The 26,343-nt window shown below is 51.5% G+C and carries 22 protein-coding genes, 5 tRNA genes and 1 other RNA gene; all 28 read left to right on the forward strand.

Going from position 1 to position 26,343, the window contains the following annotated elements; all coding sequences use genetic code 11:
- The first annotated feature begins 5 nt into the window (after positions 1-5).
- The 28 genes from serA (at position 6) to plsY (ending at position 26,257) form a co-directional block, all read left to right on the forward strand.
- Positions 6-1,601, forward strand: coding sequence for a phosphoglycerate dehydrogenase (gene serA, locus C0977_RS09795; protein WP_101913259.1), 1,596 nt, complete (start codon positions 6-8; stop codon positions 1,599-1,601).
- Between the two features lie 9 nt (positions 1,602-1,610).
- Positions 1,611-2,255, forward strand: coding sequence for a histidine phosphatase family protein (locus C0977_RS09800; RefSeq protein WP_101913260.1), 645 nt, complete (start codon positions 1,611-1,613; stop codon positions 2,253-2,255).
- Positions 2,256-2,284: 29 nt separating this feature from the next.
- The gene (gene serS / locus C0977_RS09805; RefSeq protein WP_101913261.1) at positions 2,285-3,562 is read left to right on the forward strand and encodes a serine--tRNA ligase; all 1,278 of its coding nucleotides are present in this window, start codon (positions 2,285-2,287) and stop codon (positions 3,560-3,562) included.
- Positions 3,563-3,682: 120 nt separating this feature from the next.
- Positions 3,683-3,862: non-coding RNA, 6S RNA (gene ssrS, locus C0977_RS09810), on the forward strand.
- 154 nt (positions 3,863-4,016) lie between these two features.
- The gene (locus C0977_RS09815) at positions 4,017-6,455 is read left to right on the forward strand and encodes a DNA translocase FtsK (RefSeq protein WP_101913262.1); all 2,439 of its coding nucleotides are present in this window, start codon (positions 4,017-4,019) and stop codon (positions 6,453-6,455) included.
- 73 nt (positions 6,456-6,528) lie between these two features.
- Positions 6,529-6,927, forward strand: a complete 399-nt coding sequence (locus C0977_RS09820; RefSeq protein WP_234987643.1) for a helix-turn-helix domain-containing protein — start codon at positions 6,529-6,531, stop codon at positions 6,925-6,927.
- Between the two features lie 9 nt (positions 6,928-6,936).
- On the forward strand, positions 6,937-8,814 hold the full coding sequence (locus C0977_RS09825) for a YgiQ family radical SAM protein (protein ID WP_101913263.1): 1,878 nt from the start codon (positions 6,937-6,939) through the stop codon (positions 8,812-8,814).
- A gap of 4 nt (positions 8,815-8,818) precedes the next feature.
- The gene (locus C0977_RS09830; protein WP_023054187.1) at positions 8,819-9,865 is read left to right on the forward strand and encodes an ABC transporter substrate-binding protein; all 1,047 of its coding nucleotides are present in this window, start codon (positions 8,819-8,821) and stop codon (positions 9,863-9,865) included.
- The gene (gene rimO / locus C0977_RS09835; RefSeq protein ID WP_101913264.1) at positions 9,866-11,200 is read left to right on the forward strand and encodes a 30S ribosomal protein S12 methylthiotransferase RimO; all 1,335 of its coding nucleotides are present in this window, start codon (positions 9,866-9,868) and stop codon (positions 11,198-11,200) included. It abuts the gene before it with no gap.
- Positions 11,201-11,213: 13 nt separating this feature from the next.
- A complete protein-coding gene (locus C0977_RS09840) occupies positions 11,214-12,470 on the forward strand; it encodes a competence/damage-inducible protein A (protein WP_101913265.1) in 1,257 nt (418 codons plus the stop codon).
- Between the two features lie 9 nt (positions 12,471-12,479).
- The gene (recA, locus tag C0977_RS09845; RefSeq protein WP_023054174.1) at positions 12,480-13,532 is read left to right on the forward strand and encodes a recombinase RecA; all 1,053 of its coding nucleotides are present in this window, start codon (positions 12,480-12,482) and stop codon (positions 13,530-13,532) included.
- 2 nt (positions 13,533-13,534) lie between these two features.
- A complete protein-coding gene (locus C0977_RS09850; protein ID WP_023054173.1) occupies positions 13,535-13,957 on the forward strand; it encodes a regulatory protein RecX in 423 nt (140 codons plus the stop codon).
- Between the two features lie 167 nt (positions 13,958-14,124).
- Positions 14,125-15,660 (forward strand): ribonuclease Y, encoded by a 1,536-nt coding sequence (gene rny, locus C0977_RS09855; protein ID WP_101913266.1) that lies wholly within the window; start codon positions 14,125-14,127, stop codon positions 15,658-15,660.
- A gap of 236 nt (positions 15,661-15,896) precedes the next feature.
- A tRNA-Asp gene (locus C0977_RS09860) sits at positions 15,897-15,973 on the forward strand.
- Positions 15,974-15,977: 4 nt separating this feature from the next.
- Positions 15,978-16,053: transfer RNA gene (locus tag C0977_RS09865), tRNA-Phe, on the forward strand.
- Between the two features lie 5 nt (positions 16,054-16,058).
- A tRNA-Gly gene (locus tag C0977_RS09870) sits at positions 16,059-16,133 on the forward strand.
- A gap of 6 nt (positions 16,134-16,139) precedes the next feature.
- A tRNA-Cys gene (locus C0977_RS09875) sits at positions 16,140-16,213 on the forward strand.
- A gap of 15 nt (positions 16,214-16,228) precedes the next feature.
- A tRNA-Leu gene (locus C0977_RS09880) sits at positions 16,229-16,317 on the forward strand.
- Positions 16,318-16,433: 116 nt separating this feature from the next.
- Positions 16,434-17,198: a segregation and condensation protein A gene (locus C0977_RS09885; protein WP_023054155.1), complete on the forward strand. Its 765-nt coding sequence runs from the start codon at positions 16,434-16,436 to the stop codon at positions 17,196-17,198.
- Positions 17,170-17,721 carry an SMC-Scp complex subunit ScpB gene (gene scpB / locus C0977_RS09890; RefSeq protein WP_023054182.1) on the forward strand — a complete coding sequence of 184 codons (552 nt, stop codon included), beginning with the start codon at positions 17,170-17,172 and terminating at the stop codon, positions 17,719-17,721. Before C0977_RS09885 ends, scpB begins: the two co-directional genes overlap by 29 nt.
- A complete protein-coding gene (locus C0977_RS09895) occupies positions 17,693-18,409 on the forward strand; it encodes a pseudouridine synthase (protein ID WP_101913267.1) in 717 nt (238 codons plus the stop codon). The genes scpB and C0977_RS09895 overlap by 29 nt, the downstream gene beginning before the upstream one ends.
- A 15-nt stretch (positions 18,410-18,424) precedes the next feature.
- Complete coding sequence (locus C0977_RS09900) at positions 18,425-19,666, forward strand: NAD(P)/FAD-dependent oxidoreductase (RefSeq protein ID WP_101913268.1); 1,242 nt, start codon at positions 18,425-18,427, stop codon at positions 19,664-19,666.
- Positions 19,663-20,334, forward strand: coding sequence for a (d)CMP kinase (gene cmk / locus C0977_RS09905; protein WP_101913269.1), 672 nt, complete (start codon positions 19,663-19,665; stop codon positions 20,332-20,334). Before C0977_RS09900 ends, cmk begins: the two co-directional genes overlap by 4 nt.
- Positions 20,331-20,939, forward strand: a complete 609-nt coding sequence (locus tag C0977_RS09910; RefSeq protein WP_101913270.1) for a lysophospholipid acyltransferase family protein — start codon at positions 20,331-20,333, stop codon at positions 20,937-20,939. The genes cmk and C0977_RS09910 overlap by 4 nt, the downstream gene beginning before the upstream one ends.
- Positions 20,940-22,919, forward strand: a complete 1,980-nt coding sequence (locus C0977_RS09915; protein ID WP_101913271.1) for a bifunctional 4-hydroxy-3-methylbut-2-enyl diphosphate reductase/30S ribosomal protein S1 — start codon at positions 20,940-20,942, stop codon at positions 22,917-22,919. It begins immediately after the preceding gene.
- A 66-nt stretch (positions 22,920-22,985) separates the two neighbouring features.
- The gene (locus C0977_RS09920) at positions 22,986-24,311 is read left to right on the forward strand and encodes a DUF512 domain-containing protein (protein WP_023054179.1); all 1,326 of its coding nucleotides are present in this window, start codon (positions 22,986-22,988) and stop codon (positions 24,309-24,311) included.
- Positions 24,312-24,317: 6 nt separating this feature from the next.
- Positions 24,318-25,649, forward strand: a complete 1,332-nt coding sequence (gene der, locus C0977_RS09925; RefSeq protein WP_101913272.1) for a ribosome biogenesis GTPase Der — start codon at positions 24,318-24,320, stop codon at positions 25,647-25,649.
- Positions 25,646-26,257, forward strand: coding sequence for a glycerol-3-phosphate 1-O-acyltransferase PlsY (plsY, locus tag C0977_RS09930; RefSeq protein WP_101913273.1), 612 nt, complete (start codon positions 25,646-25,648; stop codon positions 26,255-26,257). Before der ends, plsY begins: the two co-directional genes overlap by 4 nt.
- Positions 26,258-26,343: the final 86 nt, after the last annotated feature.

Raw genomic sequence — 26,343 nt, forward strand, 5'->3', positions numbered from 1 at the left:
AGGAAATGAAGATATTGGTCAGCGATGATGTATCGGAAAAAGGCGTGGAATTGCTGCGCCGGAACGGGTATGACGTGGAAGTGCAGACGAATTTGGATGAAGACGGTCTGATCGCCTGCATCGGAGAATATGACGGTTTGGTAACGCGTTCGATGACACATGTTACGGCTAACGTTATTGCGGCGGCGAAGAAGTTGAAAGTGATCGGCCGCGCCGGTGTCGGCGTCGACAGCATTGATATCAAGGCGGCCACACAGCGCGGCATTATTGTCGTTAACGCGCCGGAATCGAATACGGTGGCGGCGACGGAACATACATGTGCCATGATCATGGCTGTCACGCGCCATATTCCGCAAGCGTATAATTCACTTCTTGCCGGCGAATGGGATCGGGAACGATTTACGGGCATCCAATTGCGCGGCAAAACGATTGGTATCGTCGGTGTCGGCCGTATCGGCTCGCGTATTGCCAAGCGGATGCAGGCCATGGAAATGCGAACGATCGGTTGTGACCCTTACATTCCCGAAGAGCGGGGCAAGCAGTTGGGCGTTGAGCTCGTTGATCTGGATACGCTCCTGAAAGAAGCGGACTACATTACGCTCCATACGCCGCTGACGAAGGAAACGCGCGGCATGATCGGCGCCGCCGAAATAGCTAAAATGAAGGAGGGCGTCCGTCTTATCAATGTTTCCCGCGGCGCTGTTCTCGACATTGAAGCTTTGGCGGCAGCGCTGAAGAGCGGTCACGTGGCGGGGGCCGCTATTGACGTTTTTCCGACGGAACCGCTGACAACGGATATCAATCCGTTCATCGGCATGGACAACGTCGTCATTACGCCGCATCTCGGGGCTTCGACGATTGAAGCGCAGGAGGGCGTTTCCCTGGATGTTGCCGAAGGCGTCATGGCGGCGCTGCGCGGTGAACCGGTACCGACAGCCGTCAATATGGCGCCGATTCCGAAAAACGTGTATACGCTGATTCAGCCGTATTTTGATCTGATGGAACGGATGGGCATTCTCGGTGTTTATCTGTCTGAAGGACCGATGCGGGAAATCAGTGTCGAATATACGGGCAAACTGGCCGATACGGAAATCGGCCTTTTGACGACAGCCGTCCTGAAAGGTGCTCTTAATCCGATTCTTCAGGAATCGGTCAATTTTGTCAATGCGCCGGAAGTTGCCCGGACACGCCATATTTCGGTCAAGGAAATCAAGTCCCATGACGCAGGGTATTTCCTCGATGCCGTTACGGTTCGCATTAAGATGGACAAAGGAGAACACTCTTTAGTCGGAACCCTGTTTAATAATACGGAAGCCAAGATCGTACAGATCGATGAATATCGTGTCGATTTCACTCCGGAAGGCTATCTGCTGTTGGCGCCGCATATCGATCAGCCGAACATGATCGGCCAGATTTCCACGATCCTGGGGCAGGCTCATATCAATATTAACGGCATGCAAGTCGGCAAGATGACAAAAGCGGGGCATAATATCATGGCGATTGCCGTGCAGGATGACATTCCGAACGATATTATGTTGAAGCTTCGCTCTATAGACGGGATACTCGGCATGAAACTGATTCATTGCGAAACGCAGTCGTAGGAGGTAGGTATGGTACGAATCATTTTAATCAGACATGGAGAAACGCAGTGGAACATTGAAGGCCGTTATCAAGGGCAGGAAGATACGGCGCTCAGCGAAAAGGGGGTGCAGCAGGGGCATCTGGTTGCCGAAGGGCTGCGTCAGGTCCCGATCGATGTCTGCATTTCCAGCCCTCTGCGCCGGTCGTATCTTACGTGTACTTTCTGCGCCGATCTGCACCGGCTCCAGGTTATCAAGGACAAACGATTGCTGGAGATCAATCACGGTCTTTGGGAGGGATGTCTGGCCGATGAGATCAGGCGTGCTTATCCGGCGGAATTCGCGGCCTGGCATGAGCGGCCGGAGACGGTGACCATGCCGGGAGACGGCGGCGAGTCGCTGGAAGACGTGCGGCGTCGCGTCAGGGACGCCTTTGCCGAGTATGCCGAAGCGTATGACGGGAAAACCGTTCTGGTAGCGGCTCATGACGCCGTTAACAAAGCGATTATTTGTGATCTGCTGGGCTTGGACATGAGTCATTTCTGGCAAATTAAGCAAGACAACACTTGCATAAATGTCTTGGAATGTCATAATGGTAAGTGGCGTTTTGTGCTTTTAAATTCAACTCTTCATATGGGGTACCTGTACAGCGGTATTGAACAAAAAGGATTATGATTTCAAGACGGTAAAGGAGACGATCAGCGATGTTAGATACTAAATTTATACGTGAAAATCTGGCTGCCGTGAAGGCTAATATTGAAAACCGGCACGCAAAGGTTGATTTGGACGCATTTGCAACTTTGGACGGAGAACGGCGCGAATTGATCCAAAAAGCGGAAGCGATGAAGAATGAACGGAATACGGCGACGCAAGAGATCAGTCGTTTGAAAAGGAATAAGGAAGATGCCGGTGAACAAATCAAAGCCATGAAAAAACTGGGCGATGAAATCGATGCGTTCGATAAACAAATTCGCGATGTAGAAGGAAGACTCAGGGATATTCAATTGATGATTCCCAATATGTGTCACGCTTCCGTGCCCTTCGGCAATGATGACAGCGACAATCCGGAAGTGCGTAAGTGGGGCGAAGTGCGCAGCTTTGATTTCCAACCTCTCGATCATTGGGAAGTAGGAGAAAGACTGGGTATTCTCGATGCCGAACGGGCCGCTAAAGTTACAGGCTCACGCTTTTATTTTTATGTTGGCGCCGGCGCCCGTTTGGAACGCGCCGTCTACAATTTCATGCTTGACAGGCATACGGAAAAGGACGGGTATACGGAAGTGATCCCACCGTATATCGTCAATCGCGAATCCATGCAGGGAACAGGGCAACTGCCGAAGTTTTACGAAGATATGTTCCGTCTCGAAGGAACGGAATATTTCCTGATTCCGACGGCTGAGGTGCCGCTGACGAATTATTATCGTGACGAAATCATCGACGGTGCTCAACTGCCGATTTATTTGACGGCGCTGACGCCGTGTTTCCGCGCCGAAGCAGGTTCGGCGGGCCGCGATACGCGCGGGCTGATCCGTCAACATCAGTTCCATAAGGTGGAAATGGTCAAGTACGTAACGCCTGAATCAAGTTATGATGAACTGGATAAGCTGACACGGAATGCGGAAGACATTTTGAAGGAGTTGGGACTGCCGTATCATGTCGTGTGCCTCTGCAGCGGCGATATCGGTTTTTCGGCGGCCAAGACCTTCGATGTGGAGGTTTGGTTCCCTGCCCAACAGAAGTATCGGGAAATTTCTTCGTGCTCCAACACGGAAGACTTCCAGGCTCGCCGTGCCAATATTCGGTTCCGTCGTTCGCCGAAGGACAAACCGGAATACGTTCATACCTTGAACGGCTCCGGCCTGGCCGTCGGCCGGACGGTAGCCGCCATTTTGGAAAATTATCAGCAAGCCGACGGCAGCGTCATTGTGCCGGAAGCACTGCGACCGTACATGGGGTGTGACTTGATCACGAAACGCCTTTAAGCGTATCCGCTAAAACGGCGCCGCTTTTTTCAAAAATGCATCGGCCATTTAGGCGGAACGGCAGCTGTTCTGCGTCATGACTTGATTTTTCACATTAATTTGATATACTATACACAAGAGAAAACCCTACTGTGTGCGTAAATGGTCTCGATGTTTTGAACCAACACTTCATACATTGGGAGTCCGGGCTCTATTGCGGTAAAACAATGCCTTTTGCGGGACTGTTGAACCTCATAGGAGGACACCCACCTGCTTAGGCAGGCTCAAAACTCGGTTTATAAACGGCATGGTGGGGCTCTTTTTCTTATTTGTATACTGCTGACGATAGAGCCGCTGAGACATCTTGGCGGCTTTCTGTTTGATTGAAAAAGCAAATAAATGAACGGTTTGAGCAGATGTAAACTCGCTTTGGAAGGTGAACGGATTGGCACAGGGGAAAAAAGGTGCAATAAAGATGAAAGGCGCTTCGTCGGCGCGAACGGTGCGCAGGAGCGGTAAGAGACGTGGGTGCCGTGTCGATGCGGGGCTGATGAAATATGAGATCATTGGGTTGGTACTGGCTTTTTTCGGCATCTTCGCCAGTCTCGGCGTTATCGGTATCGGTACCGGAAACATTGGCGCCGGACTGGATTCCGCATTGGCCTGGGGGTTCGGTTTCGGTCGCATTGTATTTACTGTCGCCGTTTTGATACTGGGCTTAAAATATATTATTGTACGCAAGGCCTGCCCGGTGAATGGTAATTGGCTTGCCGCCGCCTTGGTATATGTTTTGCTTCTGGCTTTTTATCACCTATGTCTCAGTACGGAGGGAACGGAATTCGCGTCGGACGTCCTGCGTTTCGGCGGCGGTCTTGTCGGCGCCGTTGTCGTTTCCCTGCTGCGCACGTTTCTCGGTTCTTTTGCCGCAGGGCTGGCGCTGTTCATCCTTTTGTTCATTACGATCATGATTTGGAAGAAGTTTTCTATTTCACGACCTGTTGCCATTGCTTCCGACAGGGCCGCAGAAGAAGTGGTTAAGGTCTCGGAAAAGGCTGCCGCCGGTATTCACGAAGCTTCGCGGTCACTGCGCCAACAGTGGCAGGAACGGCATATCTACGACGTGGAGAAAGACCTTGAGGAGTCAAGGGGCAGGGAGAAGGCGGACGTATCGTTGCCGCAAAAAGACGAAAACGGGCCGGCTCCGCGTTCTGCCGATGAAACCGTGCCGGTCACGGCTGCGGAGGCGGCTGACGACGGGCTGAACGGACAAGCGCCGGCAGCGGAACCGGAGGAAAAAGGAGACGTGTTGCAGCCAGTGGCGGAAATTGCTGTTCCTGTCGCTGCCGCCACTGCGCCGGCGCCGCAGGAAGGAACTGCGCCTGTCGCCGACATCGCGCTTGATCTTCCCGATCTTCGTCCCGTTGAAGTGGAACGGATCGATGCTGCCGCTGATGTGGGAACACAGGGGCAGAGCGCCGTGCCGACAGCTCAGGGAGAACGGACGTACCGGCTGCCGCCTCTTTCCATTCTTCATGCCGGCAAGGAACAAGCGGCGGGACTTAGCGATGAAGTGCGGCAAAATGCAAAGATACTCCAAGAAACACTGCGAAGTTTCAATATTGACGCGACGATCATGAATGCCAGTCAAGGCCCGGCCGTTACGCGCTACGAACTGGAACCGGCGGCCGGTGTCAAAGTCAGCAAAATCGTTCACTTGGCCGACGACATTGCCTTGAAGTTGGCGGCAACGGATATTCGTATTGAAGCGCCCATTCCCGGCAAAGCTGCTGTCGGCATTGAAGTACCGAATAAAAAATTGACGGGTGTAGCGTTGCGCGACGTGCTTGATACCGATTCATTCAAGCATGCGGCTCGCGGCGTACCGGTCAGCCTGGGCAAGGATATTGCCGGCAACCCCGTTATTGCCGATTTGACGAAGATGCCGCATCTGCTCGTTGCCGGTTCCACCGGTTCCGGTAAAAGCGTATGCATCAATACCTTTATTGCCAGTATTCTTTTCAAGCAGCGGCCGGAAGATGTCAAACTGGTGCTGATTGATCCGAAGGTCGTCGAATTATCCAATTATAACGGAATTCCCCATTTGATGACGCCTGTCGTTACCGATCCCAAGAAGGCGGCAAATGTGCTGCGGTGGGCCGTTCGTGAAATGGATGACCGGTACAAACGGTTTGCGCAAACGAAAACCCGCGATATATCGCGGTATAATGAAATCAATCCGGAAGATGCCATGCCTTTTGTCGTGATCATTATCGATGAATTGGCCGATCTGATGATGGCGGCTTCCGGCGATGTTGAAGAATCCATCTGCCGTCTGGCGCAAAAAGCCAGAGCCTGCGGCATGCATCTGGTCCTGGCTACGCAGCGCCCTTCCGTCGACGTCTTGACGGGATTGATCAAAGCGAATGTGCCGAGCCGCATTGCTTTCGCCGTATCCAGTCAGATCGATTCGCGAACCATTTTGGATATGGCCGGCGCCGAAAAGCTTATCGGTAAAGGCGATATGTTGTTTTATCCTATGGGCGCATCGAAGCCGCTCCGCGTGCAAGGGGCCTTCATTTCGGATGGAGAAATCGACGAGTTGGTTGAATTTATTCGTTCTCAAGGTACTCCGGTGTACAGTGAAGCCGTGCAAAAAGCACAAGATGAGTCTGATGAAAAGGCCGATGCGCTTTTTGAAGATGAGCTGATGGAACAGGCTATCGCCATGGTGCTGGAAACGGGGCAGGCATCGGTATCCATGCTGCAGCGCCGCTTCCGTGTCGGGTTTTCCCGCGCTGCACGCATGGTCGATGCCATGGAAGCGCTGCACATCGTCGGGCCCGGCAATGGCAGCAAAGGCAGGGAAATTTTAATGACTGCCGAAGAAGTGGAACGGAAATATTTGCATTCATAAAAAGATATCAATTTTTGAGCAAGTGGTATATAATTATGAAAATGTGTAGTGGGGAAAGAAGGGAGCTGTTTTTTTGTCGTCTATCGGAGAAGTACTGCAGGCCGAACGGCAGCGGCAGGAGCGCACCTTGCCGGAAGTATCCCGTGCCGTACATATAAAGGAAGCGTATTTGGCAGCGTTGGAAGGAAATAGATTTGATGAAATACCGGGCGCTGTTTTTGTCAAGGGCTTTATCCGTACCTACGCATCTTATCTGGGCGTTGACGGTAAAGCGCTCGTGGAAGTTTACCGTCAAGGAATAACGCCGCAGCCGCCGCAGCCGGATGTGCGCCTGGTACAGCAGGCGCGGCAGCGCGATCTGAAGGGCAAAAAAAATGCCAGAAAGAGGCGAAATCAGGGACGGTGGCCGGAAATTACGATTGTTGCCGGTCTCGTTTTGTTTATTTTCCTCATTGCCTGGCTGCTCGTATAGGGGGACTGTATGTCACAGCAGTTTTTGGTCACGAGCCGCGCCGATATGGAAGAACGCGGTTGGGATCAGTTGGATTTCGTCTATATCAACGGAGATGCCTACGTCGATCATCCCGGCTTTGCCGCCGCTGTTATCGGCAGAGTGTTAGAAAGCCGCGGCTATCGGATCGGTCTCATTTCGCAACCGGACTGGCAACGGTTGGAACCGTTCAAGGCGTTGGGAAGACCGCGTCTGGCGGCGTTGATTACGGCAGGCAATCTCGATTCGATGCTGAATGAAAAGACGGCGGCCAAAAAGATTCGTAATAAAGACAGCTACTCTCCCGGCGGCGCTATCGGGCGCCGTCCGGAACGGGCTACCATCGTATACGCCAATCGTATGCGCGAAGCTTACAAGGATGTACCCGTCATTATCGGCGGCATTGAAGCCAGTCTGCGCCGCTTTGCCCATTATGATTACTGGTCCGATAAGGTGCGGCATTCGATTCTGCTTGACAGTAAGGCGGATATACTCAGCTACGGTATGGGAGAACGGTCGATAGTCGAAATAGCCGATGCGTTGGCTGAAGGAAAATCGCCGGCGGAAATGTACAACATCCGCGGCATCTGCTATGTTACAAGCCGAGAGCCGCGAGGGAAGAATCTCGTTTTCTGCCCTTCCTATGAAGAGGTGAAGAGAGATAAGAAGCTTTTTTCGAAAGCTTTTAAAATACAGTATGAAGAGCAGGATCCCTTTTACGGCAAGACGGTTGTGCAGGCGTCGGAAAATCGATATCTCGTCCAGAATCCGCCGGCGTTGCCGTTGACGACGGCTGAACTGGACGCGATATACGAATTGCCCTTTCAACGCCGGTGGCATCCCGCCTATGATGCAGTCGGCGGCGTCCCGGCTTTGCAGGAAGTCCAATTCAGCCTGACCAGCCATCGCGGTTGCTTCGGGAATTGTCATTTTTGTGCGATTGCTAGTCATCAGGGGCGGATTATTCAACATCGCAGTCATCAGTCCTTGCTGCGCGAAGCCGAGAAAATGACGACGTTGCCAGGCTTTAAGGGGTATATCCATGACGTCGGCGGTCCGACGGCCAATTTTCGCCATGCCGCCTGCCGTAAACAGGAAACGGAAGGCGCCTGCCGTAACAGGCATTGCGTCGGCAGTGAAGTCTGTCCGAACGTAAATGCGTCTCACAGCGATTACCTGGCACTGCTTCGGGAAATTCGCCATGTAAAAGGTGTCAAGAAGGTTTTTGTCCGATCAGGGTTGCGGTACGATTATCTTTTGGCGGATAATCCTGCCGAATTTATCGAAGAACTGTGTCGTTATCATGTCAGCGGGCAGCTTAAGGTCGCGCCGGAACATGTCGTCAAGCATGTGACGGATCTGATGGGGAAGGCTGGCGTACAGGATTTTTTGCGTTTTAAAGAACTTTTTGACGAAGCCAATCGGCAAATCGGCAAGAAGCAATATTTGGTTCCGTATTTTATGTCCAGTCATCCCGGCTGTACGCTGAACGATGCCGTGGCGTTGGCCGAATTTTTGCGCGATATGCATATGCAGCCGGAGCAGGTGCAGGACTTTATTCCTACTCCGGGGAGTCTGTCGACGGCAATGTATTATACAGGTGAAAATCCGCTTACGGGAAAGCCCGTTTATGTTGCCCGCGGCAAAGAAGATAAGCGCATGCAGCGGGCTTTGATGCAATATGCTTCTCCGGCCAATTACGATCTCGTCTATCAGGCGCTCTGCCGCGCCGGCCGCCGCGATCTTATCGGTTACGGGCCCAAATGTCTGATTGGGCCGCGTCGGCTGCCGGAAAAGAGAGCGGCGCAAGACGGCGGCCGGCCTGTCAAGAGACGTGCAAAGGTGAGAAAGAAGAGCAAGAACAGGTGAGTCTATGATTAAAAAACAAATGCCTTTCGTCGGCATCATCTTCTTTGTTATTTCCGTGTTGGCCTTATGCGCCTATGTCATTGAAGAGCAACAGGCGGCCAAGGCGGCGGCAGCTTACGAAGCGGAACGGCACCTGGTTGTCGTATCCGATTTGCCGGATGCCGTTAATCGGGATCTTGCCGCAGCCTTTTATGAGGAGACGAAACTGCGCATCCAGATACGCACGGAAAGCGACGATACGATACGCCGTCTTTTAAAAGACCCGAACGAGCGTATCCCGGATTTTGTTATTGCTTCGGAAGAAACGTTGTACAGCGAAGACGGATTACAACATTTGAAGGCCAGTTCGTCCGAGCGGGCAGCTGCGGTTCCGGAGCGGTTCAAAGCTGCTGACGGCAATTGGACGGGACTTTGGTTTGATCCTCTGGTTTTTGTTGTCAGTCGCGATTACTATGCCCGACGAGGTCGTGAGATCAACTATTGGGATGATTTGCTGACGGATCCGCAAGTCGTCGTTGCGTTTCCCGATCTGGCGGCTACCGATTTAACGGGAAATTTTCTGTTTCATTTCGTTTCACTGCGCGGTCAGGATAATGCGTCCTTGTATTTTAAGACCTTGCAGAACCACATCGGTGCTTACAGCACGTCTTTATCGCCGATTATTCTCCGCGTTGCCGGCAATGACGCCCAGATCGGCATTACCGACGGCGCTGCTGCCAGACAATATCGCAACGACGGGGCGCCGATCTACATCCTTTATCCGCAGGATGGGACCGCCTACTGGCTGACAGGCGCTGCACTTACGCAATGGTGCGCCGATGATGAGTTGGCGACTGCCTTTATGGACTGGCTTTTATCCTCACCTGTCGACGGCATATTGCAGAAAAATCATCTTTATTTAAACTATACGACCGATGCGTTACCGGCTCATGTTGATTCACGGGGCCACAGTCCGGTGTTTTTTGACATGGCACAGGTCGTTACCGAAAAAGAGCGGCGGCAGGTTCAGGATTGGTGGATCAAAACAATTCGCTTCGGGAAAGGAATGTAGATGGAAAATATAGGGTTTGTCAGTCTCGGTTGCTCTAAAAATTTAATTGATACGGAAGTGATGCTGGGGATTTTGAAAGATCATCATCTTCGCATTGTCGACGATTTGGCAGCAGCCGATATCATCATTGTCAATACCTGTACGTTTATTGAAAAGGCCAAAGAAGAATCGATTCGTACGATTTTGGATGCGGCGCGCTATAAAACGGAAGGGCGTTGCCGGATGCTTATCGTTACAGGCTGTCTCGGCCAACAGTATAGAGAAAGCCTGTTGGAAGAAATGCCGGAAGTCGACGCTCTTCTCGGTACCGGCTCATGGGATCGGATTTGGGAAGCCATTCAGGCTGTCAAACAAGGTCGGCGCGCCTGTTTTATGGATGACGTTCGTCACCTCTATGATCAGCATACGAGTCGGGTGCGAACGACGCCGACGTACAGCGCTTACGTCAAGATCGGAGAAGGGTGCAATAACGGCTGCACCTTTTGTATTATTCCTCAGGTTCGGGGACCGCTGTTCAGCCGGCCGATCGACTCGATTGTTGCGGAAGTGAAAAGGCTAGCCGCCGAAGGCGTAAAGGAAATTAATCTGATCGCGCAGGATACGACGAGTTACGGTGTCGATATTGCCGGCGTATCGTTGTTGCCCGCGTTATTGCGGCAGTTGGTGGAAATTGACGGTATCCGCTGGATCAGGCTTTTCTATTTATATCCCCATTACTTTACCGATGAATTGATGGAGCTCATGATTAGGGAGGAAAAAATCTGTCCTTACGTCGACTTGCCGCTTCAGCATATAGCGCAGTCCGTATTGGAACGAATGAATCGACGCGATTCACAGGCTGATGTCCTCGCCTTGATCCAAAAGCTCTGTCGGCATGGCCGTAAATTGGCTTTACGTTCCACTTTTATTGTCGGATTTCCGGGCGAAACGGAAGCGGAGTTTCAGGAACTCTGCAACTTTGTTGAAGATACGGCGTTTGATGCTGTCGGTGTTTTTTCCTATTCACAGGAAGACGGGACTGCAGCCGCCAAAATGCCTGATCAGATTTCTGCCGCAGTAAAAGAAGAACGTTATCATATGCTGATGTCGATCCAGGCTGCCGTATCAGAACGAAGGAATCGCAGTCTCGAAGGAACGTTGCATACGTTTCTGGCGGAAAAGATCGTTGAAGAAGACGGCGTCGTGCAGGCTGTAGGGCGGATTGAGATACAAGCTCCCGAGGTTGATGGTCTGACCTATGTGGATAATGCCGCCGGCCTGCAGCCCAGCGATATGGTTGTCGTTCGCATCGTGCAGGGCTTTGCGTATGATTTGACTGCAGAATTGGCGGAATGAGAAAGGAGCGGCTATGTTTGTAGAACTGGTGACGACAGGCTCGGAATTGCTTATGGGAGAAATCGGCAACGATAACGCCCGCTATTTGTCACAGCAGCTGAATCGCCTGGGATATTCCGTTTTGTACCAGACGACGGTAGGTGACAACCCGCAGCGCATGAAAGCGGTTTTGGAGACGGCGCTGCAGCGTGTCGACATCGTCATTACGACAGGCGGGCTCGGTCCAACGCAGGGGGATATGACTAAACTTGTCGGCGCAGAGGTGCTTGGGCTCCCCTTGGTCTATCATCATTCCGTCATGGCAGACATATCTTCCTGGCTTCAGGCGCACCATCCCGAACGGAGCTCGCTGACGGCTAACCAAAAGCGGCAGGCCATGATTCCGGAAGGCGCCGTTATTTTTTCCAATGAAGCCGGTACGGCGCCGGGGATTGCGGCGGAACAGGGGGGCAAGGTTTTGATCCATCTGCCCGGGCCGCCGCGAGAAATGCAGTGGATGTTTGTGCATCGGGTACAGCCGTATTTGCTGCAGCGGTTCGGACCGCAAGGGTACATTCAGTCTCTGTACGTCAATATTTACGATATGGGTGAGGCGCTGCTGGAAGAAAAGTTGATGGATCTGATTACAGCGCAGTCGAATCCGACAATTGCCATGTATGCCCGTCCCGGATTCGTCGAAGTTCGTCTGACGGCACAGGCGGAAACGGCAAACGCCGCACAGTCGCTGCTGCAGCCTCTTGAAAAAGAATTGCGGCGACGGCTGGCGCGGACGGCGGTCACTTTTAATGAGGAAACCATTGCCGCCGCCTTGGGACGGGAGCTGCGCAGACGCCGGTTAACTGTTGCCGCCGCCGAATCATGTACCGGCGGCCTGATCGGTTCGCTGATTACCGATATCCCGGGCAGTTCCGGTTATTTTCGCGGGTCTGCCGGGACCTATTGCAATGAAATGAAAGAGAAATTGCTCGGCGTGTCGCCGGCGACACTTGCGACCTTTACCGAGGTCAGCGCTGAAACCGCCGCTGAAATGGCGCGCGGCAGCCGCCGGCTTTACGGCTGCGATCTGGCCGTCAGCACGACCGGTGTTGCCGGCCCCGGCGGCGGTACGGAAGAACGGCCCGTCGGTTTGGTATACACCGGTATAGACGGTCCCTGGGGAACGGCCGTGCATCGCGATATTTATCCCGGCGACAGGATGGAAATAAAGTACCGCGCCGCGACGCGGGCAATATACTACGGATTACAATATGTATTGGAGCACCAAGAATAGGAGAAAACGATGGAAGCGAAACAAGCAGCTCTTGAGAATGCCTTGCGCAAGATTGAAAAGGATTTTGGTAAAGGTGCCATTATGCGCCTTGGCGACTTGGCCGGGAAGATGAACATGGAGGTCATCTCGACGGGATCGCTGGCCTTGGACCTGGCTGTCGGCGTCGGCGGATTTCCGCGCGGCCGCGTCATCGAAATCTACGGTCCCGAATCATCGGGGAAGACGACGTTGGCGTTGCACGCCATTGCTTCGGCACAGAAAAACGGCGGTATTGCCGCGTTTATCGATGCCGAACATGCATTAGATCCCGTTTATGCCCGGCATTTAGGTGTCGATACGGCTGATTTGCTGATTTCCCAGCCCGATAACGGCGAGCAGGCGCTGGAAATTACGGAAGAACTCGTGCGCAGCGGCGCTGTCGACATCATTGTCGTCGACTCCGTTGCGGCCCTTGTGCCGAAAGCGGAAATTGAAGGCGAAATGGGAGATTCCCATGTCGGTTTGCAGGCGCGGCTGATGAGTCAGGCCCTGCGCAAGCTGACGGGGATTATTTCCAAATCGAAAGCAATCGTCATCTTCATTAATCAGCTCCGTGAAAAAGTCGGCGTCATGTTCGGCAATCCGGAAACGACGACAGGCGGCAGGGCGCTGAAATTCTATTCGTCCATCCGCATTGAAATCCGCAAGGGCGAGGCGATTAAGAGCGGCGGCGATGTCATCGGCAACAGAGCTCGCGTCAAGGTCGTAAAAAACAAAGTCGCGCCGCCTTTCCGCAACTGCGAATTCGACATCATGTACGGAACGGGCATTTCCAAGGAAGGAACGATCCTGGATTTGGCGTCTTCTATGGATATTGTTGAGAAGAGCGGCACTTGGTATTCGTATAAGGGAGAGCGGCTGGGGCAGGGCAAGGAAAATGCCAAAGCTTACTTTCAGGAACATCCGGACGTGGCGGACGAAGTGGAAAAAATCATTCGCGATACGTTGGCGGCGGAACCGGAAAAGTTTGATGAAGTGCTGACGGATATTCCGGAAACGAGTACTGACGGTACCGATGCGTGACCATGGGATTTTCTGAGGCCTACAACGAAGCGCTGCGGTTTCTCCGTGTGCGCTTCCTCAGCGAAGCGGAGATGCGCGGCAAATTGACGCGTAAGGGAATTGACGGGCGTTTGGCCGACGCCGTCGTCGGCCGTCTTAAGGAAGAACGGCTGCTTGATGATTGCCGTCTGGCCCGCTCAGTATATCGTTATTATCGCCAAAAAGAACAGTACGGACATCGTTACATCTGTAATAAATTGCGTCAGCGGCACCTGCCGATACCGGCCGATGCGGAACCGGGCGATGAATATGAAACGGCTTGCCGGCTGTTGCGCAGACGCTTCGGGGAAGAAACGCCGGATATCCGGAAAATAAGCCGTTTTCTGGCTTATCGCGGTTTTTCGGGGGCCGTTATCCGCGCTGTGACGGAAACGTATTTTCCTTGACAGGAATGTGAAAAAAAACTACAATTAGAGTAGTCAGTTTCCTGACTGAAGATTATTTTGCATAGGTATAGGTTTTTTGAAAATGAAGTAAAGAAATTAATGATTCATATTAAAAAAGCCGGACAGTACGTTCGGTTTTTTTTATTGAAAAGGAGGTGAAATCAGGAATGTTGGCAATACTAGCTGCAGCAGTTGTCTTCGCCGTGATCGGTCTTGGCGCCGGTTATTATTATCGCGTGAAGATAGCTGAAGGAAAACTGGGTCAAGCTGAAGTCGAAGCGGAACGGATTGTTTCCAATGCCAGACAGACGGCGGAAGCCCACAAGAAGGAACTTATCCTCGAAGGGAAAGAAGAAGTCCACAAGCTGCGTGCCGACGTCGAACGCGAGAATAAAGAGCGTCGCGCGGAAATACAACGCATGGAACGGCGTCTCCTGCAGAAGGAAGAGCATTTGGACAAAAAGACGGAAGTGATTGAAAAAAAGGAAGAATCGCTGATTCGCAAGGAAAATGAAATCGCTAAAGTCAGAGAGAAAGTAGATTTGCTCCATGATCGGCAGATGGCGGAGCTTGAACGGATTTCGGGACTTACCTTTGAAGACGCGAAGGAATTGCTTCTGAACAACGTCAGAACGGAAGTTAAGCATGACACGGCAATTATGATTAAAAATCTCGAAGACGAGGCGAAAGAAGAAGCTGAAGGGAAGGCCAGAGAAATTATCTCGATGGCAATCCAGCGGTGTGCCGCCGATCATGTGGCAGAAACAACGGTTTCCGTCGTTTCTTTGCCTAACGATGAAATGAAAGGGCGGATCATCGGTCGTGAAGGCCGTAATATCCGTGCCATTGAAACGCTTACCGGCGTCGATTTGATTATTGACGATACACCGGAAGCGGTCATATTATCCTGTTTTGATCCGATTCGCCGAGAAGTTGCCCGTATCGCGTTGGAAAAATTGATCGTCGACGGTCGGATTCATCCTGCGCGCATTGAAGAAATGGTTGAAAAAGCTCGTAAGGAGGTCAATCAGAAGATTCGCGAAGCGGGAGAACAGGCAACGTACGAAACAGGCGTGCGCGGCCTCCATCCGGAATTGATCAAAGTTCTCGGACGTCTGCGTTATCGCACCAGCTACGGACAAAACGTGCTGCGTCACTCTATCGAAGTTGCGCAGCTTGCGGGAATCATGGCAACAGAGCTCGGCGTAGACGCAACGATGGCCAAACGCGCCGGCTTAATTCACGATATCGGCAAAGCGTTGGATCATGATATGGAAGGAACGCACGTTTCCATTGGCATTGATGTCGCCAAGAAGTACGGCGAATCAAAAATAGTCATCAATGCGATTGCCTCTCATCATGGCGATGAAGAACCGTCCACGATTGAGGCTGTGCTTGTCGCGGCAGCTGATGCCGTTTCGGCGGCTCGTCCGGGAGCGCGTCGGGAAACGCTTGAAAATTATTTGAAACGATTGACAAAACTGGAAGAAATCGCCGAATCTTTTGACGGTGTCGAAGACTGTTTCGCCATTCAGGCAGGCAGAGAAATTCGGGTTATGGTAAAACCGGAAAAATTGAGCGAAGACGACTGTGTCATCCTCGTTCACGATATTGTCAAACGGATTGAAGCTGAATTGGAATATCCCGGTCAGATCAAGGTTGTTATTATCCGCGAAACACGGATGATCGATTATGCAAAATAAAAGGCCCCATCAGAAAAGCCCCTTACCGGAAAGGTAAGGGGCTTTTACTGCGATCGGACTATAACCGCGTTTCCGGCGGGGATGGACGGGACGAAACGTACGTCTTTTTCTGCCGGCAAAAGAAGATGGAGTGCGGAATGGTATTTGCAGAGACTTTTATTTTTAGACTTGCCAAATGATTTCTGTCATGATATAATCTTCCTTGTTCGGAGTTATCGACTGTTCCGAATGGAAACGGCCCCGTGGTGTAGCGGTTTAACATGTCGCCCTGTCACGGCGAAGATCGTCAGTTCAAATCTGATCGGGGTCGCCATTTTGCTCAGGTAGCTCAGTCGGTAGAGCAGGGGACTGAAAATCCCCGTGTCGGCGGTTCAATTCCGTCCCTGAGCACCAATCATGCGGAAGTAGCTCAGTGGTAGAGCACCACCTTGCCAAGGTGGGGGTCGCGAGTTCGAGCCTCGTTTTCCGCTCCATAGTATGGCGGCATAGCCAAGCGGTAAGGCAGAGGTCTGCAAAACCTTCATCCCCAGTTCGATTCTGGGTGCCGCCTCCATAGTTTTTCTGTCATGCCGAGGTGGCGGAACTGGCAGACGCAACGGACTTAAAATCCGTCGGATAGAAATATCCGTACCGGTTCGATTCCGGTCCCCGGCACCACTCAATCAAACATTGTAAAGGGGCTCGGCAGGGGCCTTTTGCAGACGACCAGAAGGTTTGGATGTAGATCCAAGCCTTTTTTGTTACATGCCTTTGAAAGGGACGTTGCAGACGAGATGGGGGAATATCGTTACAAAGTATCGGATTTTGAAGGGCCGTTGGACCTGCTCTTATATCTGATCGAGAAGAATAAAGTCGATATCTATCATATCCCTATTGTGGAGATTACGGATCAGTTTAATGAGTACATAAGTCAGATCAAGTCTTTCGATGCTAATTACGGCAGCAAGTTTTTCTTGATGGCGGCAACGCTGCTGCAGATCAAGTCACGTCATTTGCTGCCGAAGGTACCGAAAGCAAGCGATGAGGCTGAAGACGATTTACAGGAGGCGTTGGTTCGTCAGTTGGTCGAATACAGGCGGATGAAGGCTCTTTCACAAGTGATGGGAACGCTTTGGGAAGCGCGCAGCTATATGTTGGACAGGGAGCGAACGCCGTTGCCGCATGAGCCGAAGTTTTCTGGAACCATTCAAAAAAATGCCCTGTATCAAGCCTTTCATACGGTTTTCCTGGCATTGGAAGAATCGACGCCGGCAGTTGTACGGATACGGCAGGAAATCTATACGGTCGATGAATGTATGGAGCGGGTGAAGGAACTGCTTGCCAGACAGCGGAAACCGGTGACGCTTTCCGACATTTTCCGCTCTTGCCGTACGAAATTAGAATTGATCATTACTTTTTTGGCTGTCCTGGAATTAGTAAAAATGGGACAATGCCGGACTATATCTGACGGAGACGATGGACATGCCCTTGCCTTGCAATACAACTGCAGAGCCGGAGAGAACGGCAATTTTGGAAGCGCTGCTCTTTCTCAGCGGTGAACCGCTGACCGTTGCGGATTTAAGCGCCCATACGGGATGGACGGCAGATACGGTACGGGATACGGCAGCAGCGCTGCAACGACTGTTACTTCATGAACAGCATGGCATTACGCTGCTGACAGTAGCCGGAGGGTATCAGCTGGCAACGAAGAAAGAACTGCACGACCGGATCAATTGGGTTCGCAGCGGGACGACGGAATTATCAGCTATGGCGTTGGAAGTGCTGTCCATCATCGCTTTTAAGCAACCGATAACAAGGGCGGAAATAGAAAAGCTGCGCGGCGTTTCGTCGGGACATATCGTTTCGGCTTTGTTGCAGCAGGGCCTGATCCAGGACCTGGGGCGTAAAGATACGCCTGGCAGGCCTATTTTGTACGGAACGTCACCGTACTTTTTGGAATGTATCGGCTTGAATTCATTAGATGATTTGACGATCCTTTTACGGGAAGAAAATTTTGACGCAGATGCAGCTGGCGCTGTACAGGAGGAAGAAAATGGAACGATTGCAAAAAGTGATGAGTAGTTGCGGTGTTGCTTCGCGGCGCGCTTCGGAGCAATTGATCCTGGATGGTAAGGTGCGTGTCAACGGCGTCATCGTCAAGGAATTGGGCGTAAAAGTCGATCCTGATCGCGATGTCATCGTCGTCAACGGGCAGAAGCTGGAGATGCAGCCGAAGCATTATTATCTCTTCAATAAACCGAAGGGGGTCATTACGACAGCAAGCGATGATCAGGGAAGAGAAACCGTTTTAGACTACTTTTCAGCCGTAAAGGACAGAATTTATCCTGTTGGCCGCTTGGATCAAAATACGGAAGGGTTGCTGCTGCTGACTAATGACGGCGCTTTGGCAAATATCCTGATGCATCCGAGCCGGCTTGTCGATAAGACGTATGAAGTCAGAATCAAAGGTCGCGTTGCCGAAGGGCATTTGCAGAAGCTGGCAGACGGCGTTAAACTCGTCGACGGAATGACGGCGCCGGCGATTGTCTGTTATAACGGATATGACGGTGCAAACGACATGACGACGTTGGAGATTACGATCCATGAAGGACGCAACCGACAAGTGCGGCGGATGGTTGAATATTTCGGCTATAAAGTGCATAATTTAAAGCGTGTACAGTACGCTTTTCTGACGCTCCATGGCGTCAAGCGCGGCGCTTACCGCCGTTTAACGCGCGAAGAAGTTAGAGAATTATATCGATATAAATAAAGGTACGCATTGACGATGAAAAACGTTCTGGTTGTCGGGGCCGGCGCTGCCGGTATCATGGCGGCTCTGGCCGCTGCCGAAGCAGGTGCAGCGGTCCGACTTTTTGAAAAAAATGATATTGTAGGGAAAAAGATGGGAATTACCGGCAAAGGGCGGTGCAATCTTACTAACTCTTGCTCCATGGCCGAATTTATCAGCCACACACCGGGAAACGGCAGATTCCTTTTCAGCGCTTACAGGCAGTTTACGAACCGGGATTTGATGGCCCGTGTGACGGCATGGGGATTACCTCTCAAGGAAGAACGCGGCGGTCGTATTTTTCCTTGTTCCGACAGCGCCGTCGAAGTGCGCAGACTTTTTTACCGGCAGCTCCGCGAGCATAGAGTGCAAATCCACTTTAACGAAACTGTAGAGCGCCTATGGCGGGAAGCTGGCGGCTGGCAGGTAGAAACGGTAAAGGGACGGTATGCCGCCGAGGCCTGCATCATTACGACCGGCGGCGTTTCGTACCCCGTTACCGGTTCAACTGGCGACGGCCATCGCTTTGCCGCCGCTTTGGGACATTCCGTCAGTTGCCTGAAACCGTCTCTGATTCCCTTTGTGACCGCTGAAGCGTGGCCCGGCGATCTTGCCGGTTTGTCTTTACGGAATGTGGCGGGAACACTTTGGCAAAAAGGAAAGAAAATAGATACTCGTTTCGGCGAAATGCTGTTTACGCATTTCGGCGTTTCAGGCCCGATCATTTTAATGCTCAGTGCGGCGGCAGCGCACGGAAAGGACATCGTTTTTCCGTTGGAACTGACATTGAATCTTAAGCCGGCGCTGACAAAGGAAAAACTGGATGCTCGCGTGCAGAGGGATTTACAGCAATATGTCCGCAAGCAAATGGGGAATGCGCTGAATGATCTTTTGCCGCAACGGTTGATTCCCGTTGTTTTGCGACAAGCAGGCATTGAGGCGAAACTTCCTGTCAGTCAGCTGACAAAAGAGCGGCGGCAGGATTTGGTGGAAACGTTGCAGGAACTCCATCTTACCATTACGGCGACGCGACCTGTCAGCGAGGCGATCGTTACGGCCGGCGGCGTTTCCGTCAAGGAAATCAATCCGCAGACGATGGAATCCAAAGTCGTTCCGCAGCTGTATTTTGCCGGTGAAGTTCTTGATATTGATGCGTTTACAGGCGGTTACAATTTACAGGCAGCCTTTTCCACCGGTTTTGTTGCCGGCAAGGCGGCTGCAGAGGAGATAGCGGAATGAGGAAAATAACTGTCGCCATTGACGGGCCGGCAGGTGCCGGCAAGAGCAGCGCCGCTAAGATTGCGGCAAAGAGGCTGCATTATTTATATATTGATACGGGAGCTATGTACCGGGCCTTTACGTGGGCATTATTGGAGCGGCAGCTGTCGATTGCTGATGAAGAAAAAGTGGCGGCATTGGTGGAAACTGTTTCGATCCGGTTGGAAGCAGGCGAAGAACGGTGCCGCGTTTTTGTCGATGCCAGAGAGGTGACGAAGGAAATCCGCAGTTATGACGTGTCTGCTCATGTTTCAACCGTTGCGGCTCTTGCAGTGGTGCGGCGAAAACTGGTACAATTACAAAGGGAAATGGCTGCCGGCGGCGGTGTGATTTTAGATGGCCGTGATATCGGCACAGTCGTTTTGCCGCAAGCTGATTTGAAGCTGTATCTGACGGCATCTGTCGCTTCTCGGGCGCGGCGGCGCTGGCTTGAGGTACAGGCGGCGGGAGGGACGGAAACCTTGGCGGACATTGCCGCCAACATTGCCGCTCGTGATCAGTTGGATTCGGAGCGGGAGATTTCACCGCTGCGCCGAGCCGATGATGCCGTTTTGCTCGATAACAGCGAATTGACGCTGGACGAAACGGCGGACATGATTTGTCGCTTGATTGAGGCGAGGGCGCGATGAGAGCTTTTTCATACAAGATCATTCGATTTCTTTTCAATGCAGTAACGTATGTTTGGCTGGGAATGAAGGTGTACGGCGCAGAACGGATACCGCAGTCGGGGGCGTTTATTGTGGCCTGCAATCATGCCAGTTATTTCGATCCGCCGTTATTGGGAACGGCCATGCGGCGGCGATTGATCCATTTTATGGCGAAAGAGGAATTGTTTCGAAATCCCCTTATGGGGCGGTTCTTGCGGTATGTTCATACTTTTCCCGTGCGACGCGGTCATGTCGATCGCAAAGCCGTCGTCGAATCGCTCCGAATTTTGCGGGAAGGGCATGTGCTGGGCATATTTCCGGAAGGGACGAGCCGCAATCAGGGGAAATTGGGCCGTTTTCATGAAGGAATGGCCGCTATCGCCATTAAAGCGGGCGTGCCGGTTTTGCCGGCGGCAGTCGTCAATTCGCGGACATTGCCGAAGAAGAGCGGTCCTGTCTGTGTTGCTTTCGGTGAACCGTTATATCCGCCTCGGGGAACAGGCGGCAAAGAGGATGTGGAAACCTTTACCGCTGCCGTTCATGCGGCGGTGGAACGATTGCTGGATCGTTATGGAGGTGCAGTATAATTGCGCGTGATTATTGCAGAGGCCTGCGGCTTTTGTTACGGCGTGCGCCGCGCCGTCGACCTTGCAGCCGAGGCCGTTGCCGGAACACATACACTGGGGCCGATTATTCATAACCCGCAGGTAGTAGGAGCGCTGGCGGAACGGGGCGTCTCACCGGTTCATTCCTTGGATGAGGTGGCCGATCGATCAAAGATCCTGATTCGTTCTCACGGTGTCGGTCCGGCCGTTTATCGGCAGGCGGAAGCGAAACGGTTGGAATTGGTCGATGCCACTTGTCCCCATGTAAAAAAAGCGCAATATGATGCGCAAAAAGTTATCGAAGAAGGCATTCCCTTAATTATTATCGGAGAAAAAACCCATCCTGAAGTAATTAGTATTTCACAATGGGGGGGCAATCGTGCTATTATAATAGATAAGGAAGAAGAAGCGCAGCAAATTCCGTTCTGTAAAAGAATGGGCGTCGTTGTGCAGACGACCTTTTCACAGGCGCATTTCAAGCGCATTGCCGCCATATTGGAAACGAAGACCGATCAGCTTGACGTTTATATGACGATCTGTACGGCAACACAGCAACGGCAGGAAGCGGCTGTGAAGCTGGCAGTAAAAGTGGACGCAATGATTGTCATTGGCGGCAAAAACAGTGCCAATACGGGACGACTGGCAGAGGTCTGCCGCGATGCGGGCTGTCCGACTTATCACATTGAGACGGCAGGCGAATTGCAGGAAAAGTGGTTCCGCGGCATGAAGGAAATAGGCATCACCGCCGGTGCTTCAACACCGGATTGGATAATACAGGAGGTTGTTAAGATTATGGAAAATTTGCAAGCAGAAGGCACAGAAGTAATGAGTGAAGAATTGTTGGACCAGTATGACTATGAAGAAAATCCAAAGAAAGGCGATGTCGTAAAAGGCACGGTTATTTCTGTGAACGATGATGCTGCCTATGTTTCCATCGGCACGAAGGCAGAAGCTGTTTTGCCGAAGAAGGAAATGGCTGTACCGGCGCCGGAAAAAGCGAGCGATTTTGTCAAAATCGGCGATGAATTGACGGTGGAAATTGCCAACAACATCAAAGAAGAAGGCGCTATTGTCGTTTCCCTCGTTAAGATGAAGAAGGTTGAAGACTGGAAGGAAGTTCGCGCTGCTTTTGAAGCGGATGAACTGATCGAATGTACTGGCAAGGAGATCAATAAAGCAGGTCTCGTTGTTTCCATTAAATCGCTGCGCGGGTTTATTCCGCTTTCACAGGGGGATGTCCGTTTCGTGAAGTCTCTCGATTATCTTGTCGGCGAAACGTTCCCCGTTAAAGTCATTGACCTTGATGAACATAAAAATCGTCTGGTTCTTTCCCGTAAAGCCGTTTTGGAAGTGGAACGGGAGAAACAGCGCGCCGAAATTTTGGAAAATATTGAAGAAGGGGCCGTTATGCACGGTACCGTTGTCAAGATCATGCCTTATGGCGCCTTTATTGATCTCGGCGGCGTAGAAGGGTTGCTTCATATTTCCGACATTTCGTGGAAACGGATCAGTTCGGTTGACGCCGTTTTGAAAGCCGGCGATGAACTCGACGTGCTGGTTCAAAAATTCGATCAGGAAAAGAACCGTATTTCTCTTTCCCTGAAGGCGCTGCAGAAAAATCCGTGGATTGCTGCAATTGAAAAATTCGAAGTCGGAGATGTTGTCAAGGGGGAAGTAAAGAAGTTATTGCCTTTCGGCGCGATCTTGGCTATTGATCCGGAATTGCAGGGCTTGCTCCACGTTTCCGAATTAAGCGAACAACGCGGCGCCGTCGTTAAAGATTTGGTGAATATCGGTGATGTTTTGGATGTCAAAATCATCGCTGTCGATACGGATAAGAAAAAGATATCCTTAAGTGTGCTGGCTGTCCAGAAAGATGCAGAAGCGCAGGAAGTCCGCAATTATTTGGAAAATGCGGCAGAGGAAGCGGCTACTATCGGGGACACTGTAGAAGATAAATAAGTTTTCGGGAAAGGATAGCCGGGGATTACCGGTTATCCTTTTTTTGCTTTATAGGAAAGGGTCTGCATGAAAAACAGATTGAAGCCTGTCATTTCGAAGGTAGCGGCAGGGAGCAGGGCGGCGCAAAAAGGATTGCAGCCGGGAGACGTGATCGTTTCCGTGAACGGCCAAAACGTGTCGGACCTGATTGACTTGAACTTTGCGTTGGCCGATGAAGATGTTCATTTAGTCGTTAAAAACGGCGACGCATTGCGGGACTGTTATTTTCAGAAGCGTTTTGGCGAGGATTTGGGAATAACGATGGAATCAGCGGTTTTTGACCATATCCGGCAATGCCGCAATAATTGCATCTTTTGTTTCATTTCTCAAATGCCGAAGGGAATGCGGCCATCTCTTTATGTTAAAGATGATGACTATCGCATGTCTTTTTTGACAGGCAGTTTTATTACCTTATCCAATATGTCGGAAGCCGATCTGAAACGGATTATTCAGTACCACTTGTCGCCGCTCCATATTTCCGTTCACACGACAAATGGTGCGTTGCGCAGTCGCATGATGCGGCAGGAACGGACGGCGGATATTCTGAAAGAATTGCAAAATCTTGCTGCCCATGACATTGATATGTATTGTCAGATCGTGTTAGTGCCGGGGTATAATGACGGCGAAGAATTTACGAAGACGCTGCGCGATTTTGCGTCGTTAGGGGATCATGTCCTCGGTGTTGCCGTCGTGCCCCTGGGCATGACCCGTTTCCGGCAGGATTGCGAGCCTTTGAATCCTGTAACAGAGGCGTGTGCCAAGGATATTATCGAGCGGGCGAAGCCTTTCATCATGGACAGCCGGGAACGGGGACGCGGCAGTTTTGTTTATCTTGCCGACGAATTTTATCTGAAGGCTCATGAGGCGTTGCCGCCTGCCGCCTGGTATGACGGGTATGAGCAGATTGAAGACGGCATCGGCATGCTGCGGCTGTTTGAGGAACAATGGCATCAGTGGGACGGCATGACGCGCGCAACGTACGCGCGAAAACTGAACCTGGCTTTGTTTACGGGAACCTTGGCGGCGCCATTTATTGAAAACCTGGTCAATGAAATCTGCATTGCCAATTTGCATTGCCAGATCATACCGGTGGAAAATGACTATTTCGGCAGTCAAATTAACGTTGCCGGTCTTTTGACGGCAACGGATATGTTGCGGACGTGGCGGGGGCTGTCGCAGCCTTTTGACGGCCTGATTATTCCCGGAACGGCGCTGCGGAAAGGCGAGAATATTTTTCTCGACGACGTGACTTTGGCGGAATTTGAAAAAGAGATCGGCGTTCCTGTCCGTGTCAGCGAATTTGCACCGGACCTGAAACAATTGTTATATCATTGGGATGAAGATAAGGAGTAATTGTGTATGTATAAACCCTTAGTGGCCGTCGTAGGCAGACCGAATGTCGGGAAATCAACGCTTTTCAACACAATTGTAAAGAAACGCATCTCCATCGTGGAGGATCTTCCCGGCGTAACGCGGGATCGGATTTACTTTGATGCTGAATGGCTCAACCAGGAATTTACGATGGTCGATACCGGCGGTATTGAGTTTGTTGATGAAAAAAATCATATTTTTACAAGCATGCGTTACCAGGCGGAACTGGCTATCCATGAGGCGGACGTGATTATTTACGTCGTTGACGGCAAAACAGGTATTCAGCCGCAGGACCAGGAAATAGCGACGCTTCTGCGCGCAAGCGGTAAGCCGGTTATTTTGGCGGTCAATAAAATCGACAGCGTTGAGCAGGAAATGAATATTTACGAATTTTACGGTCTCGGGTTGGGCGATCCTATCGGCGTTTCTGCAGTTAATCTGATGAATCTCGGCGATTTATTGGACGAGGTTTTGAAATACATTCAGAAGGTTCCGGTTCTTGACGAGGATGACGGCTCTATTCACATTGCGCTGGTCGGTCGTCCTAATGTCGGCAAGTCTTCAATGACCAATGCGCTGCTCGGTAAAGATCGCGTCATCGTCAGCAATATTCCCGGTACGACGCGGGATTCCATTGACACCCATTGGAAGCACGACGGTACGGAATTCGTCCTTATTGATACGGCGGGAATGCGGCGGAAGGGAAAAATTGACTTGCCTGTGGAACGGTACAGCGTCGTTCGGGCACTGCGCGCCGTTGACCGATCAGACGTTGCCGTATTGGTTTTGGATGGCCTTGACGGTGTGACGGAACAAGATAAAAAAATTGCCGGATATATCCATGAAGCCGGCAAAGGCTGTATCATCGTTGTCAATAAATGGGATCTGGTTCCGAAGGACAGCAAGACTTCTTTGAAATATACGGATGATATCCGCTGCGAACTGGCTTTTATGCAGTATGCACCGATACTTTACGCATCGGCATTGACGCATCAGCGAATCGATCGGTTGGCCGATCTGGTCAAGTACGTTTCGGAACAGCAGCACATGCGCGTGTCGACAAGTGTGCTGAATGAACTGTTGGAAGATGCGCAATTGACCAATCCGCCGCCGGCAAAGGGCGGCAGACCGCTGAAGATTTATTATATGACGCAAGCGTCGGTACAGCCGCCGACCTTTGTGCTTTTTGTCAATGACCCGCAGTTGCTTCATTTTTCTTATACCCGTTATTTGGAAAACCGTCTTCGGGAAACGTTCGGCTTTGAAGGAACGCCGCTGCGCCTGATCGTCCGCGGCAAGAAGGGAGACGATGCGTTATGATGTCGTTGTTGTATCTGCTTTTGGCGTATATTGTCGGCTCTTTCCCCAGCGGACTTGTCGTCGGCAAGTTTTTTTTCCATACGGACTTGCGGGAATACGGCAGTCATAATATCGGCGCGACAAATGCGTACCGCGTGTTGGGCGCCATGCCCGGACTGGCTGTGCTGATTCTCGATATTGCCAAAGGCGTGTCAGGTGTTTGGCTGGGGAAACTCGCCGGCGCCGCCGCTCCGGAATATCAGATTTATTTGATGATTGCCGGCGGGCTCATTGCTATTATCGGTCATTCCTGTTCGCTGTTTCTCCAGTTTAAGGGCGGCAAGGGGGTGGCAACGGGGTTAGGCGTTATTTTGTTTTTGGCGCCCGTTGAAACGGCGATCGTCTTTCTGGTTTGGTGTGTCATCGTCGCGGTTACGCGTATTGTATCCCTGGGATCAATCGTGGCGGCGGCGCTTGTTCCTGTTGCGATGTACTTTTTTGATGAACCTCTCCCGGTCACTGGTTTCGGACTGTTGGCTGCTGTCCTGGTCATCGTACGCCATAAAGATAACATTATCCGACTTCTTCATGGCAATGAATTAAAAGTGGAACGAATAAAAACAAAGTAGCTGATAAAATTTTAATCTGATGTTCCTTTCCTATTTGATATGTATAAAAAAACGTGTATAATTGATTGTGTACAAGCAGGTGGTGT

It is taken from the genome of Megasphaera vaginalis (ex Bordigoni et al. 2020), assembly GCF_900240295.1.
In the GTDB taxonomy this organism is placed as follows: domain Bacteria; phylum Bacillota; class Negativicutes; order Veillonellales; family Megasphaeraceae; genus Megasphaera; species Megasphaera vaginalis.

Coding starts and splice junctions, on each gene's coding strand:
- der (WP_101913272.1), top strand. CDS start 24,318: ATGTATAAACCCTTAGTGGCCGTCGTAGGCAGACCGAATGTCGGGAAA.
- cmk (WP_101913269.1), top strand. CDS start 19,663: ATGAGGAAAATAACTGTCGCCATTGACGGGCCGGCAGGTGCCGGCAAG.
- C0977_RS09895 (WP_101913267.1), top strand. CDS start 17,693: ATGGAACGATTGCAAAAAGTGATGAGTAGTTGCGGTGTTGCTTCGCGG.
- rimO (WP_101913264.1), top strand. CDS start 9,866: ATGGAAAATATAGGGTTTGTCAGTCTCGGTTGCTCTAAAAATTTAATT.
- C0977_RS09920 (WP_023054179.1), top strand. CDS start 22,986: ATGAAAAACAGATTGAAGCCTGTCATTTCGAAGGTAGCGGCAGGGAGC.
- C0977_RS09900 (WP_101913268.1), top strand. CDS start 18,425: ATGAAAAACGTTCTGGTTGTCGGGGCCGGCGCTGCCGGTATCATGGCG.
- C0977_RS09825 (WP_101913263.1), top strand. CDS start 6,937: ATGTCACAGCAGTTTTTGGTCACGAGCCGCGCCGATATGGAAGAACGC.
- plsY (WP_101913273.1), top strand. CDS start 25,646: ATGATGTCGTTGTTGTATCTGCTTTTGGCGTATATTGTCGGCTCTTTC.
- C0977_RS09800 (WP_101913260.1), top strand. CDS start 1,611: ATGGTACGAATCATTTTAATCAGACATGGAGAAACGCAGTGGAACATT.
- C0977_RS09830 (WP_023054187.1), top strand. CDS start 8,819: ATGATTAAAAAACAAATGCCTTTCGTCGGCATCATCTTCTTTGTTATT.
- C0977_RS09815 (WP_101913262.1), top strand. CDS start 4,017: ATGAAAGGCGCTTCGTCGGCGCGAACGGTGCGCAGGAGCGGTAAGAGA.
- serA (WP_101913259.1), top strand. CDS start 6: ATGAAGATATTGGTCAGCGATGATGTATCGGAAAAAGGCGTGGAATTG.
- C0977_RS09850 (WP_023054173.1), top strand. CDS start 13,535: ATGGGATTTTCTGAGGCCTACAACGAAGCGCTGCGGTTTCTCCGTGTG.
- C0977_RS09910 (WP_101913270.1), top strand. CDS start 20,331: ATGAGAGCTTTTTCATACAAGATCATTCGATTTCTTTTCAATGCAGTA.
- C0977_RS09840 (WP_101913265.1), top strand. CDS start 11,214: ATGTTTGTAGAACTGGTGACGACAGGCTCGGAATTGCTTATGGGAGAA.
- C0977_RS09885 (WP_023054155.1), top strand. CDS start 16,434: ATGGGGGAATATCGTTACAAAGTATCGGATTTTGAAGGGCCGTTGGAC.
- recA (WP_023054174.1), top strand. CDS start 12,480: ATGGAAGCGAAACAAGCAGCTCTTGAGAATGCCTTGCGCAAGATTGAA.
- rny (WP_101913266.1), top strand. CDS start 14,125: ATGTTGGCAATACTAGCTGCAGCAGTTGTCTTCGCCGTGATCGGTCTT.
- serS (WP_101913261.1), top strand. CDS start 2,285: ATGTTAGATACTAAATTTATACGTGAAAATCTGGCTGCCGTGAAGGCT.